The following is a 13,699-nucleotide window of genomic DNA, read 5'->3' as shown; positions in this document are numbered from 1 at the left end:
TCAGTTTTATCACAAAAACTCCACCGGCTGCAGTGCTTCTTAAAAAAGCATGTAAAATTGACAGCGGATCTGGTGTACCTAACAAAACAAAGGTTGCAACAATCTCATCTGAAGAGGTAAGAAAAATTGCTGAACAGAAAATGCCTGACTTAAACGCTGCTAACATTGAATCTGCTATGAGCATGATTGCAGGTACAGCAAGAAGTATGGGTATCGTTGTCAAAGACTAACAGTCGTAAAAGTGGGAGGGTATAATCCCGAATTTTAACCACAAGGAGGTTTTTAAAATGAAAAGAGGAAAGAATTATCAAGAAAGTGCAAAGCTTATCGATTCAACAAAATTATACGATGTTGACGAAGCTTGTGCATTAGTTGTAAGCGCAGCTAAAGCTAAATTCGATGAAACTGTTGAAGCACACATTAAACTTGGTGTTGACTCTCGTCATGCTGATCAGCAGGTTAGAGGAGCTATCGTACTTCCTCACGGAACAGGTAAAGTTCCAAAGGTTTTAGTTTTTGCTAAAGGCGATAAAGCAAAAGAAGCTGAAGAAAACGGTGCTGATTTTGTTGGTGCTGAAGAATTAGTTGCTAAAATCCAGGGTGAAAACTGGTTTGATTTCGATGTTATCGTTGCAACTCCTGATATGATGGGTGTTGTTGGTAGAATCGGTAAAGTTTTAGGTCCAAAAGGTTTAATGCCTAACCCTAAAGCAGGTACAGTTACAATGGATGTTGCTAAAGCAATCGCAGAATTAAAAAGCGGTAAAATTGAATACCGTCTTGATAAAACAAATATTATTCACTGCCCAATCGGTAAAGTATCATTTGGCGGAGAAAAAATTGCAGAAAACTTTAATGCACTAATCGGTGCAGTAATTAAAGCAAAACCATCTGCAGCAAAAGGTCAGTATTTAAGAAGTGTAGCAATCGCTTCTACAATGGGACCTGGTATAAAAATAAATAACTCAAAATTAACAGATTAGTATTGACAAAGTCGTATCATTCTGTTATAATATCTCTGTTATCAATCCGAAGACGATAGGTGGAGTATTCCGTAAGTCCTATTGAGGAATGGTTTTTTAGTTATTACTTTAATCCCTTTCTGAGTTCTTCGGAAAGGGTTTTTTGTATTATATTTATCGGAGGTGAAATATAAAAATGGCAAGTGCAAAAATTTTAGAAGCAAAAAAGCAAGTTGTTGCTGAATTAAGTGAAAAAATCAGTAATGCTACAGCCGGTGTATTGGTTGATTACCAGGGTTTAACAGTTGAAGAAGATACTAAACTTCGTAAACTTTTAAGAGAAGCCGGTGTTGAATACAAAGTTATTAAAAACACACTTATCAAAAGAGCAATTGAAGGAACAAACCTTGAATCTTTAGGTGAATGTCTTGAAAGACCAACTGCTCTTGCATTAGCAAACGATGAAGTTATCGCTGCTAAAGTATTAGGAGATTTCGCAAAAGGAAATGATAAACTTGAAGTTAAAATGGGATTTTTAGACGGAGCAGTTATGTCTAAAGAAGAAGTTATCGCTTTAGGTAAAATTCCTGGAAGAGATACTCTTATCGCTCAGGCAGTTTGCGGTATTAACTCTCCGCTTACAAAACTTGTTGTCGTTTTAGACCAGATTTCAAAAAAATTAGCTGCTGAAGAAGCATAATTAAAAAAAGAATTTATTAAAATTAAAATATTTGGAGGTAAAGAAAATGAGTGAAAAAATCACAAAAATCATGGAAGATATCAAAGAATTAAAAGTATTAGAATTAAACGAATTAGTTAAAGCTTTAGAAGAAGAATTTGGCGTAAGCGCTTCTGCTATGGCTGTTGCTGCTCCTGCTGCTGGTGGCGCTGCTGCTGATGCTGGTGCAGAAAAAACAGAATTCGACGTTGTTATGACAGCTTTCGGCGACAAGAAATTAGACGTTATCAAAGTTGTTAGAGAATTAACAGGTTTAGGCTTAAAAGAAGCTAAAGAAATGGTAGAAGGCGTTCCTGCTACTGTTAAAGAAGGCGCTTCTAAAGAAGATGCAGAAGCAATTAAAGAAAAATTAACTGCTGCTGGTGCAACTGTTGAATTAAAGTAATTTAATACTTAAGTAAAAAAAGACCTTTCAAAACGAAAGGTCTTTTTTATGTACAAGTAAACTTTATGTTATGTTGACAAAATTCCCTATATTTATTATAATTAAACACGGTGATTTAATTGAAAGATAAGTTTTTAATGGGGTTAAAGGATGGTGTTCCAATAGCACTTGCATACATATCCGTATCTTTTGCTTTTGGGTTACTTGCCACTCAGGGTGGTTTATCGATATTTACATCAGTTTTAATATCCCTGACTAATTTAACAAGTGCAGGGCAATTTGCAGGGCTTGATATAATTATTGCAGGTGGCACACTTATTGAACTTGCAGTTACTACTTTAATAATAAACTTAAGATATTTTCTTATGTCTTTTGCCATATCTCAGAAAGTGGAAAAAAATATGACTGTATTACAAAGGCTTATTTGTTCATTCGGTATTACAGACGAGGTTTTTGCTGTTATATGCCAAAGAGAAGAAAAGGTGTCGTTTAAATATTTCTTAGGTCTTATAATATTGCCGATTTTAGGCTGGTCGACAGGTACTCTGACAGGAGCAGGGGCGAGTATGCTTCTTCCCCCAACTATAAGAACTGCTCTTTCTATTGCTATATATGGAATGTTTATAGCCATTATCATTCCTCCGGCAAAAAAATTTAAACCCTACTTTTACGCAATCTTAATATCAGTTTTAATTAGTTTGATATTTAGATATACACCATTTTTAAATTTAATATCGGGAGGTTGGGTAATAATAATTGCATCGGTTGTTGCATCTTTAATATGTGCATATTATTTCCCGATTAGAAAATGAACTACGAGAGAATTTTAATTTGTATATTTTTAATGGCAGGTATAACATATCTTATAAGAATGTTGCCTCTTGCATTTTTCAGAAAAGAAATAGAAAGTAATTTTGTTAACTCTTTTTTCAGTTATATTCCATATGCAGTTTTAGGTGCCATGACATTTCCTGAAGTATTCTATTCAACAGGTAATTTTATTTCTGCCTTGTGTGGAGTAATAGTTGCAATATTCTTATCATTTAAGAATAAGAGTATGATCATTGTATCTTTATCTGCCTGTGGAGCTGTATTTATTACCGAAAGATTTTTAGAACTGATTAAGTTTTTATAAAATATTAAAAGGTGAATCTCACATTCTGAGATTCACCTTTTTTAAAACAATTCTTTTATTATACACAGGCAGTTGCGCTTGTAACCTTTCCGTCTTCGCCAAATTGAATAATTAAAAGTTTAGGATTTTCAGTATCCTGATTTAGATAATATTCCATAGCATCATCTGTATTGCTCTTTAACCCGTTTATTCCAAGTATTGATAAAACTTCATCTTTTTCTTTGCCTATAAGGGCTTCGCTTCTTATAAGATTATCTGCCATTCTGTAACGTTTAGCAATATCAATATCCCATCTGTCGCAAGAAAAAGTCATCTGGTCTTTTGCAACCTTGTAAACAACAGCCCCTGCAACAGCAGCAATTCCTGCAATTATTGTACTAGTTATAAAACTTTTTTTCTTCATATTATTCCTCCTTAATCGGCTCGTCTGAAACGGTTGAAATATCTTCGCCCTCAGCAAACCTTAAATAATTATAAAATATAATAAAAGCGGCTTCTTTATACGGATTTAAAAACAGTGTGCTTAACCCATATGTAAAGGATGCTGCAATATGCCATAATATAAAACTGAGATTAAAGCCGATGTAATATAGTATATGCCCTCTCATTAATTTAATACTTTTTATAACTGCTTTAATACCTGATGTATTTTCATTATATAATATATATTCCGATAAAGCAATATAACAACTTACAATAATAGAGATAACCATAGATAAAACAAAGAACATCTCAACCATTGTAATAAATAAAGAATTGTTTTCTAAAATTAAAGATAAACTGTCTAAAGTATTCTGGTCAGGATGAGAAGTGTACTCTATAATACCTTTTATTAAATCATCACTTGCAAATTTATAGAAGAAAACACCTGTTATAAAAAGCGGCACAAAGGAAATAAGTTTTGTAATAAATATTGGAATAAGTTTAAAAATATACTTAAATCCGTCAAATAAATTGCCAAAAGGAGCATCTTTATTTTCAAGTGAATTAAATACAATTCCTATCGCTCCCATTCTGAAGCATGGAATAAGTATAAGATAAGAGGGGATAGAAAAAATTAAATACTGATACATATCTAAATTTATCTTACCCGGCAAAATAGTTAATAAATTAGTAAGCAGGGTAACAAATAAAAATGCAACAATACATTTTATATATTTCCCCGTAAGCCTCATTTTCGCAATAGTTTTAAAATATTTATATGGACGCATAAATAACCTCTTAATTATTTAAGTTCATACAGATTATCGCCCGACATACAAGAAACCGTAAGAGGAACATTTATTTTAACAGCATTTTCCATAGAATTTATAAGTACCTCTTTTACCTTTTGTAAATCTTCTTTCGTTGTTTCTATAACAAGTTCGTCGTGAATCTGTAATACTATTTTAGCATTTAAATTAAGTTTTTGCAATTCTTTTTGTGTTTTTATCATAGCGATTTTCATAATGTCTGCCGCGGTTCCCTGAATAGGAGTGTTAAGCGCTATTCGCTCTCCTGAAAGCCTTGTCATATAATTTCTGTCAGACAATTCTTTAATATACCTGATTCTTCCAAGCAGAGTTTTGACATATCCGTTTTCTTTTGCAAACTCTACAATGTCATACATATATTTTCTTATGTCAGGATATTTTGTAAAATAAGTATCTATAATATCCTTTGCCTCTTTTCTTGAAACCTGTAAATCTTTTGCAAGAGTAAATTCGCTCTTTCCGTACAAAAGACCAAAATTAACCATTTTGGCATTTGCTCTCATTTCTTTGGTAACATCTTTTATATCCACCGAGTAAATCTTTGAAGCAGCCTGAGCATGAATATCCTCATTATTATTAAATGCATTAATAAGATTTTCGTCTCCGCAAATCTGAGCAAGAACTCTTAATTCAATCTGCGAATAGTCCGCAGATACAAAAACATTGCCATTGCCAACAGGAGTAAAAAGTTTTCTAATCTGTCTTCCAAGTTCAATTCTTTGAGGAATATTTTGCAAATTAGGATCTGATGACGATAATCTGCCTGTCTGGGTAACTGTCTGATGAAAATTAGAATGTAAATTTCCGTTTTCATCGCATAAAGACAGTAAAGAATCAACATATGTTGACTTTAACTTCGCTATTGTTCTGTATTCTAAAATAAGGTCTATAACAGGATGCTCTCCCTTAAGATTTTCCAAAACAGAGTTGTCAGTGCTGTAACCTGTCTTGGTTTTCTTTGACGGTTTAAGACCAATTTTTTCAAATAATATAACGCTTAACTGTTTGGTTGAGTTAATATTAAATTCTTCGCCAGATATCTTATAAATTTCATAAGTAAGGTCTGATATCTTTTCTTCAAACTTTTTGCTTAAATCGTTTAGCGCAGGTACGTCAATTTTAATTCCTCTTATCTGCATACTCGCAAGTATTTTCATAACAGGAAGTTCAATATCGTAATAAAGTTTGGATAAATTATTTTCATCAAGACTGTCGCTTAATTTGTTAAATACTTCAGGGAAATGATATACAAATTCCTCATCTTTCTCACATGATTTATTTATTACAGAATAAATAATTGCACTAAGTCTTCCCTCTGAAGCAGGGTCAAGAAGATAGTTTGCAAGTTTAATATCAAAAATCTTACCTGAATAATTTATTTTGATAGAATTTAGATATATAATGTGTTCTTTAGCATTATATGTGATTTTGGAAACATTTTTATCCTCAAATATCTGTTTAAGAAGTTCAAAGTCTTTTTCAAAAGAAAGTTTTAATATTTTACTGTTGGAATTTATGATTATTTCGCTCTCATTTATTAAATAGAATAGATGAGTTGCGTTTTTTATAAAAGAAGTATCCGTTTCATATTCAATTTTAAAATCATTTACCTCTTCTTTTTTTGTATCAAACCCAAGCCTTTTAATAAAAGTATTAAGTTCTAATTTTTCAAACAGTAAAACAGCGTCTTCCTTAGGCGAAGAAACTTTAAATTCATTAAAATCAATACTTATTGGTACAAATCTATCTATTGTGGCAAGTTTTTTAGATAAAAATGCCATATCCTTGTTTTCTAAGAGTTTTTCTTTTACTGATTTTTTAATTAAAGGGGAGTCTAAATTTTCGTAAAGATTTTCAATAGACTTAAATTCTTTTATTAAAGAAATTGCAGTTTTTTCACCAACCCCCCTAACGCCTGGAATATTATCTGAACTGTCTCCCATAAGACCTTTTAAATCAATAAATTCCTTAGGCGAAACTCCGTATTTATATAAAACTCCTGATGTATTGTATGAAACTGTGCTGGTCTTTCCGCCCTGAGTGGTAACAAGTAAAACGATTGTATTATCCGAGCAAAGTTGCAAATCATCTTTATCTCCCGTTAAAATTTCACACTTTATATTTTTAGTTTCACATATATTTGAAACTGTTCCTATAATATCGTCTGCCTCATACCCCTCAAGTCCTATATGGGAAATATTAAGACTGTCAAGCACATCTTTTATAATGGGCAGTTGAGTGGCAAGGTCGTCAGGCATACCTTTTCTGTTAGCCTTATATAAATCATATAAGTCATTTCGAAAAGTCTTTTTAGACACGTCAAAAGCAACAGTTATATACTCTGGTTTTGACTCTTCTATAACTTTTAGTAAGATATTTAAAAATCCGAAAATTGCATTTGTAGGGATGCCCTCTTTTGTAGTTAAAGGCCTTATTCCGTAAAATGCACGATTTAATATACTGTTTCCGTCAATAATAAGTAATTTTTCCAATTTTGCCACCTCTTTTAGTATATTATAATCTAAAATTATATTATTATCAATAATAAAATATTTAAAAAAGAGTGATTAATATTTAAGGGATAAACTATTGACATAAAAATATAAGTTTAGTATAATACATATGAAGTAAAAGGGCTTATCTGCCTTTGGTATTCCAATAATAAGGGCAGGGTAAAACAAAGCGAAAAAATATTATAATAAACAAAAATTTTAACAAGGCGAAAGGAAGTAATTATTATGGGAAGAATTCTTAATTGGGCAGTCATAGGTTGCGGTGTTATTTCAAAATCTCACTGTGATGCAATCGCAATTTGTGAAAACACAAAACTTTATGCAGTATGTGATATTATCGAAGAAAAAGCAAAAGAAAAAGCAGAAGAATATCACGCAGAAAAAATCTACACAGATTATCACGAAATGTTAAAAGACCCTAATATAGATGTTGTATCTATTTGTACACCATCAGGTATGCACGGTGAAATGTGTAAAGCAGTAGCCGATGCAGGTAAAGCAATTCTTTGTGAAAAACCAATGGAAATCACAAAAGAAAAAATGGACGATTTAGTTGAATACATAGAGAAAAAAGGCGTTAAAATGGGTTGCGTATTCCAGAGAAGATGCGACAATAAGTTTATCGCAGTTAAAGAAGCAATCGACAGCGGAAGATTTGGTAAAGTAATCTTAGCAGATGCTTACTTAAAATATTACAGAAGTCAGGAATATTATAACAGCGCTGGTTGGAGAGCAACTTGGGAACTTGACGGTGGCGGAGCGTTAATGAATCAGGGCGTTCACGGTATCGACCTTCTTACATGGATTGCTGGGGACGTTGAAAGCGTATTTGCAAGATGTGAAACTCAGGCAAGAGATATCGTAGTTGAAGATACTGCTATCGCATCACTTAAATTTAAAAACGGTGCTATCGGTAACATCGAAGGTACAACTTCTGTATATCCTGCTCAGGATACAAGACTTGAAATTCACTGTGAAAAAGGTACAATTATCGTTTCTGATACAGGTATTTTACAATGGGAAATCGAAGGAAGCGACGAAACTGCTCCTGAAATTATCGACCCTGTATTCGAAATGAAAGATGACCCTACAAAATTACCTGCAACATCTCACGTTATTCCTCTTCAGGATATGGCAAATGCAGTTATTAACGATACAGACCCTGCAGTTACTCCTCGTAACGCAAGAAAAGCAGTTGACTTAATACTTGCTATTTATAAGTCTTCAGACGAAAAGAGAGAAATCACTTTATAAAATTAAAAGACAGAGAGGGAATTTATTATGTTCAGAGTTGGTATTTTAGGTTCAGATAACTCACATGCTCAGCATTTTGCAACATTATGTAATGTTGAAAAAGCATATGGTGATGATGTCAGAATAGAATGTATATATGGCAGAGACGATGACCCTGCTCACACTAAAGAAGTTGCCGAAATCGGTAAAATTCCGTATATCGCAAAAGACCCTAAAGAATTTTTAGGCAAGGTAGACGCTGTTATGGTTGTTTACAGAAGAGGTGCTCTTCACGTTCCTGAAATTCTTCCGTTTATCGAAGCAGGTCTTCCTGTATGGCTTGATAAACCAGTTTGCGAATCTTTGGAAGATATCGAAATTTTAAGAGAAGCAGTTGAAAGAAACAACACTCTTATCACAGGTGGTTCAACTCTTAAATACAATTACGAAATTCTTACATTAAAAGATAAAGTAGAATCAGGCAGATTAGGTGCAGTTTCTGGTGGATGTATTAACTTCCCTGGAGATTTGGAAAGTGAATACGGTGGAATATTCTTCTACGGTTCACACTTAATTGAAATGATGCTTTCAGTTTTCGGTTACGATGTAAAGAGTGTTACAGCAAAAACTGTTGCACCTAAAAACTCTCTTGTAATCGTTAAGTATGAAGACAGAATGGTATCTTTAGCGTTTAATAATCTTTGTCCTTCATTCCATATTACTGTTTACGGTCTTGATAAAGCATGTAATGTAGAAGTTGATATTTCTTTCATTTACAGACTTGGTTTTGCTAAATTTGTTGAAATGCTTAAAACTAAGAAAATGCCTTTATCATTTGACGATTTGGTTAAACCTGTATATGTTCTTAACGCTATTAAAAAATCACTTGATGAAGACAGAGAAGTTGAGCTTTGCGAACTAATTAAATAGGAGTAAACTAAATGGGTAAAAAATGTTTATATAACGGCAAGGTTATTACCTCAGAAAGAATAATCGATAATGGTTATGTTGTTTTTGAGAATGGTAAAATTACACAAGTGGGAGTTGATTTTAACCCATCATCTTTTGACGGAGAAAAAATAGATGTATGCGGTAAATATATCGCCCCTGGTTTTGTAGATATCCACTGTCACGGTGGCGGCGGAGCAGACTTTATGGATGGAACAGTTGATGCTTATATAACAGCAGCAACAACCCATGCAAAACACGGAACAACTGCGCTTTTACCAACTACCTTAACCAGTACAAATGAAGAATTGCTTAACACCTTTGAGATTTTTAATCAGGTTAAACAAATGGAGTTTGACGGAGCAAAACTTATCGGTCTTCATTTGGAAGGTCCGTATTTCAGTCCTCTTCAGGCTGGTGCTCAGGACCCAAGATATCTAAAATCTCCTGTTAAGGAAGACTATGAAGAAATTGTAAGTAAATCTTACGGTAATATTATAAGATGGAGTGCTGCTCCAGAACTTCCGGGTTCAACCGAGTTTGGCGCATATCTTAAAGAACAGGGCATTTTAGCATCTATCGCTCACTCAAACGCGAAATATGAAGATGTTGTTTTAGCATATGAAAACGGTTTTAATCTTATAACTCATTTTTATTCAGGTATGTCTACTATAGTAAGAGAAGGTGGTTACCGTAAACTTGGAGTTATAGAAAGCGGTTATGTAATAGATGGTATGAACGTTGAAATTATTGCAGACGGTCATCATCTTCCAAAAGAACTGTTAAAACTTGTCTACAAATCAAAAGGTGCAGAAAGAATTGCTCTTGTTACCGACTCTATGAGAGGTGCAGGTATGCCTGACGGTCAGGAAAGTATCTTAGGAAGCTTAAAAGACGGTCAGAAAGTTATCATCGAAGGCGGAGTTGCAAAACTTATGGACAGAACTGCTTTTGCAGGTAGTGTTTGTACTACTGACAGATTAGTCAGAACTATGTATAAACTTGCTGATGTTCCACTTCTTGACGCTGTTAAAATGATGACTATTGTCCCTGCAAGATTTGTTAAGATTGATAATAAAAAGGGAAGTATTGCACTTTCAAAAGATGCTGATTTGGTTGTATTTGACGATAATATTAATATCGAAATGACTATCAGCGAAGGTCGTACAATTTATAAAGCGTAAAAACCTTATAAAAGGATGCAGTTAATTTAACTGCATCCTTTTTTTAAGCAAAATCTTCAAAAAATTCAAGCATTTCCTCTTGGGAATTTACCTCAATGCCACCTTTTAAAATGGCAATGTCATCACTACTGTATTCTATTAAATTTATTTTAATAGATTTAATAACATTTGAAGGGTCTTTTTTGTTATATGCTACCAAAGAATTTCCCCTTAAGATTATTATAAAATGATTATCACATTCCATAGAAGAATATCGTATTGCAGAAATGGAGTTTTCGTTATATCCTGTTACCTCAATGTTAGGGTTTTCTTCTTTTATCTGGTCAATAGTTTTACTGATAAAATTATCAGGGATAATTGTATTTGAAATTGTGCTGTGTCCGCATACAAAATACTCTGTAAGATGAAGTTCGGCATTTTTGTCATATAATACCATATTTTTCTCTATGTTGTTTTTAGACACGTTTTGTGAACCGTCTTCGTCTATCTTTTTATCCCTTAAATTTAAAGGCTCGGTTAAATTAAAAAATATAAAAAAAGCCGTCAGTAAAATAAGGAATACGCAAACGCAAACGGTTATAATAAGCCCTAATGGTTTTTTCTTCCTGTAAGAGTAATAGTTGTACATAAAATCACCTTCTGTTAATCTATTTTTGGCAAAATTCATATAAAATATACAAACTTTAAAATATCTCTTTATTTTTATTTTTTTTATGGTATAATCAAGGTATAAAGGTATGTTTACTTAAATTTACGGAGGTGTATTTTATGCCTGGTACAAAAGATGAAAATGTATATGAAAAAACCTCTATGGGTTCAAAGAAGAAAAAGAAAAAGTCAAAATTAAATAAAAGGCTTATAAAATTATTTATCACATTGTTTTTATGGGTGTTTGCAGTGGGGTTAATTTATGTTGTAATAACAGTTGCCTCTGCAACGAGTGAAAATATTGATATTGACGGTTATCTTAGAAATTACAGTGGTCAGATTTTTTATGAAAACCCTAAAACAGGCAATTATGAAAATCTTGATAATATATATCTTAATGAAAACAGAGTATGGGTATCTATTACAGAAATGCCTAAGCATTTAAAAGATGCAGCAGTTGCCATAGAAGATGAGCGTTTTTATGAGCATGGCGGGGTAGACTTAAAAAGAACATTCGGTGCCTTTATCTATTATATTATTGATAAAGAATCAGCTTACGGTGGAAGTACCATTACACAGCAGTTGGTTAAAAATGTTACAGGGCAGGATGACAGGTCAGTTACCCGTAAAGTTAAAGAAATCTGGAATTCTTTCAGATTAGAAAAGCAAATGTCAAAAGAGCAGATTTTAGAACTTTATCTTAATACCATATATCTGTCGCAGGGCTGTAACGGAGTAGGCGCTGCTTCAAGAATTTATTTTAATAAAGAGCCTATGGAACTTACAGTGGCAGAAGCGGCAGCAATAGTGGGTATAACACAGTATCCGACAAGATATGACCCGTTCTTAAACCCTGAGAACAATAAGGAAAAGCAGAAACTTGTTCTTAAAAAAATGTATGAACTTGAGTATATAACAAAAGATGAGTACGAAGAAGCACTTAATGAAAAACTTAATTTAATAACAGAAAATTTAAACGACGGTAAAAATTATAACTCATATTTTGTAGACCAGGTTATTACGGAAGTAGCAGACGACCTTGTTGAGCAAAAAGGGTATGACAGGGAAACTGCACTTAAACTTATCCATACAGGCGGATTTGAAATATATGCAACTATCGATCCGTCAATACAAAGAAAAATGGACTCGGTGTATATTGATACATCAAACTTTCCACATTCGGGCGTCCAGTCTTCTATGGTTGTAATGGACCCTTATACAGGTCAGGTAAAAGGTATATCAGGTGGTGTGGGGCGTAAAAGTGGCGATTTTGTTCTAAACCGTGCAACAATGTCTCCAAGGCAGCCAGGCTCTTCCATAAAACCAATTTCCGTGTATGCACCCGCATTAGAATACGGAATTATCTCACCAATGTCAGTTCGTGTTGACCAGAGTACCACTTTCTATAAAGGTCAGCCTCATGAGTGGACTCCTAAAAACTCAGGCAATAAATTTGAAGGCCCTGTTACAATTCAATATGCAGTTCAGCGTTCGTTAAATACTATTGCAGCTCAGGTATTGGACGAACTCGGCGTTGAAAAATCAAGAAAATTTATGACTGATAAACTCGGTATTACCACACTGTCTAAAAATGATGGCTTATCAGGCTTATCTTTAGGCGGTCTTACCAACGGAATAACAACATATGAAATGACTGCAGCATATTCAGCCTTTGTAAATAATGGCGTCTATATAGAGCCTCATACATATACTAAGGTTATAGATAATATGGGCAGAGTAATTTTAGAGAAGAAACCTAAAAAAATATACGCTATGAGTTCCGAAACTGCCCAGAATATGTGCAGAATGCTTTATAGAGTAGTAACTTACGGAACAGGTACAGAAGCAGGTCTTTCAACTGTTATGGTAGGTGGTAAAACAGGTACAACTGATGATAATAAAGACAGATGGTTTGTCGGTATTACCCCATATTATGTAAGTGCAGTATGGTACGGTTATGACGAGCCTAAAGCGTTGAGTTCTATAACAGGTAACCCTGCCGCGCAAACATGGAAGAAGGTTATGTCAAAAGTTCATGAAGGGCTTTCTTATAAATCACTTCCTTTGGGCGATAATATGATAAGCGTGGATATCTGCAGTGTTACAGGTAAAGTGGCAGCACCAACCTGTATTGACGAAAATAAAGAGTCAACAGCAGTTACTACCAATGTTCCTTATTCATCAGCACCAACTGAGATATGTCTTCCTTCTGAAGTTCATCCTGATTTTAGTATGGAAGAAAATCCTCAGGGCGAAATAACAGAAGGGGACATTGTTCCTGAAACCGATGTAAATATCGAAACCCCTGATGCAGAAAATACCCAACAGGCAGCATAAATTAAAAGAGTAAAAAACAGATGTGAAAACATCTGTTTTTTTAATAAAAAGTTATAAAACCCATTGACAAAACATATAATAATATGTATAATACAACTTGTCTTAAGAATGTTTAAAATTTTTTTAAAAAATTATAAAAAATGTGTTGACATTCAAAAATAGTTATGATATAATACTTTTGTTGCTTACGAAAGAGCAATTATAGATGGGCGCATAGCTCAGCTGGGAGAGCATCTGCCTTACAAGCAGGAGGTCATAGGTTCGATCCCTATTGCGCCCACCATCTATTATGGCCCGGTAGTTCAGTTGGTTAGAACGCTAGCCTGTCACGCTAGAGGTCGAGGGTTCGAGTCCCTTCCGGG

The 13,699-nt window shown here is 33.7% G+C and carries 14 protein-coding genes, 1 tRNA gene and 1 other annotated feature; of the genes, 11 read left to right on the top strand and 4 right to left on the bottom strand.

The window, feature by feature from the left end; translation table 11 throughout:
- The 6 genes from IKZ35_04090 to IKZ35_04065 form a co-directional block, all read left to right on the top strand.
- Positions 1–230: 50S ribosomal protein L11 (locus IKZ35_04090; GenBank protein ID MBR4893143.1), on the top strand; the 230-nt coding region annotated here is incomplete at its 5' end.
- Positions 231–287: 57 nt separating this feature from the next.
- Positions 288–983: a 50S ribosomal protein L1 gene (gene rplA, locus IKZ35_04085; GenBank protein MBR4893142.1), complete on the top strand. Its 696-nt coding sequence runs from the start codon at positions 288–290 to the stop codon at positions 981–983.
- 28 nt (positions 984–1,011) lie between these two features.
- Positions 1,012–1,136, top strand: a sequence feature (ribosomal protein L10 leader region).
- A gap of 22 nt (positions 1,137–1,158) precedes the next feature.
- The gene (gene rplJ / locus IKZ35_04080; protein ID MBR4893141.1) at positions 1,159–1,662 is read left to right on the top strand and encodes a 50S ribosomal protein L10; all 504 of its coding nucleotides are present in this window, start codon (positions 1,159–1,161) and stop codon (positions 1,660–1,662) included.
- Positions 1,663–1,708: 46 nt separating this feature from the next.
- Positions 1,709–2,086 (top strand): 50S ribosomal protein L7/L12, encoded by a 378-nt coding sequence (gene rplL / locus IKZ35_04075; protein MBR4893140.1) that lies wholly within the window; start codon positions 1,709–1,711, stop codon positions 2,084–2,086.
- Between the two features lie 137 nt (positions 2,087–2,223).
- Positions 2,224–2,898 carry an AzlC family ABC transporter permease gene (locus IKZ35_04070; GenBank protein ID MBR4893139.1) on the top strand — a complete coding sequence of 225 codons (675 nt, stop codon included), beginning with the start codon at positions 2,224–2,226 and terminating at the stop codon, positions 2,896–2,898.
- Positions 2,895–3,221: an AzlD domain-containing protein gene (locus IKZ35_04065; GenBank protein ID MBR4893138.1), complete on the top strand. Its 327-nt coding sequence runs from the start codon at positions 2,895–2,897 to the stop codon at positions 3,219–3,221. The genes IKZ35_04070 and IKZ35_04065 overlap by 4 nt, the downstream gene beginning before the upstream one ends.
- Before the next feature lie 58 nt (positions 3,222–3,279).
- On the opposite strand, the gene IKZ35_04060 is transcribed toward IKZ35_04065, so the two are convergent.
- The 3 genes from IKZ35_04060 to polA are packed head-to-tail and all read right to left on the bottom strand — an operon-like array spanning position 3,280 to position 6,966.
- Positions 3,280–3,624 carry a hypothetical protein gene (locus IKZ35_04060; protein MBR4893137.1) on the bottom strand — a complete coding sequence of 115 codons (345 nt, stop codon included), beginning with the start codon at positions 3,622–3,624 and terminating at the stop codon, positions 3,280–3,282.
- Position 3,625: 1 nt separating this feature from the next.
- Positions 3,626–4,432: a DUF975 family protein gene (locus tag IKZ35_04055; GenBank protein MBR4893136.1), complete on the bottom strand. Its 807-nt coding sequence runs from the start codon at positions 4,430–4,432 to the stop codon at positions 3,626–3,628.
- Between the two features lie 14 nt (positions 4,433–4,446).
- Positions 4,447–6,966, bottom strand: a complete 2,520-nt coding sequence (polA, locus tag IKZ35_04050; protein ID MBR4893135.1) for a DNA polymerase I — start codon at positions 6,964–6,966, stop codon at positions 4,447–4,449.
- A 246-nt stretch (positions 6,967–7,212) separates the two neighbouring features.
- On the opposite strand from polA, the gene IKZ35_04045 reads away from it, so the two are divergent.
- Genes IKZ35_04045 through nagA form a run of 3 tightly spaced genes read left to right on the top strand, consistent with a single transcriptional unit; the run spans position 7,213 to position 10,352 of the window.
- Positions 7,213–8,241 carry a Gfo/Idh/MocA family oxidoreductase gene (locus IKZ35_04045; protein MBR4893134.1) on the top strand — a complete coding sequence of 343 codons (1,029 nt, stop codon included), beginning with the start codon at positions 7,213–7,215 and terminating at the stop codon, positions 8,239–8,241.
- A gap of 27 nt (positions 8,242–8,268) precedes the next feature.
- Entirely contained in the window at positions 8,269–9,150 is an 882-nt protein-coding gene (locus IKZ35_04040; protein MBR4893133.1) for a Gfo/Idh/MocA family oxidoreductase, read from the top strand.
- A gap of 11 nt (positions 9,151–9,161) precedes the next feature.
- Positions 9,162–10,352 carry an N-acetylglucosamine-6-phosphate deacetylase gene (gene nagA, locus IKZ35_04035; GenBank protein MBR4893132.1) on the top strand — a complete coding sequence of 397 codons (1,191 nt, stop codon included), beginning with the start codon at positions 9,162–9,164 and terminating at the stop codon, positions 10,350–10,352.
- 43 nt (positions 10,353–10,395) lie between these two features.
- On the opposite strand, the gene IKZ35_04030 is transcribed toward nagA, so the two are convergent.
- Complete coding sequence (locus tag IKZ35_04030; protein MBR4893131.1) at positions 10,396–10,980, bottom strand: hypothetical protein; 585 nt, start codon at positions 10,978–10,980, stop codon at positions 10,396–10,398.
- Positions 10,981–11,120: 140 nt separating this feature from the next.
- Here IKZ35_04030 and IKZ35_04025 point away from each other — a divergent pair, with 140 nt between their 5' ends.
- Both IKZ35_04025 and IKZ35_04020 read left to right on the top strand, forming a co-directional pair.
- Positions 11,121–13,337, top strand: a complete 2,217-nt coding sequence (locus IKZ35_04025) for a PBP1A family penicillin-binding protein (GenBank protein MBR4893130.1) — start codon at positions 11,121–11,123, stop codon at positions 13,335–13,337.
- 207 nt (positions 13,338–13,544) lie between these two features.
- Positions 13,545–13,620: transfer RNA gene (locus tag IKZ35_04020), tRNA-Val, on the top strand.
- Positions 13,621–13,699 lie beyond the last annotated feature (79 nt).

This window comes from Clostridia bacterium (assembly GCA_017554615.1).
GTDB lineage: Bacteria > Bacillota > Clostridia > UMGS1840 > HGM11507 > SIG450.
This window is presented reverse-complemented; position numbering and strand designations above follow the sequence as displayed.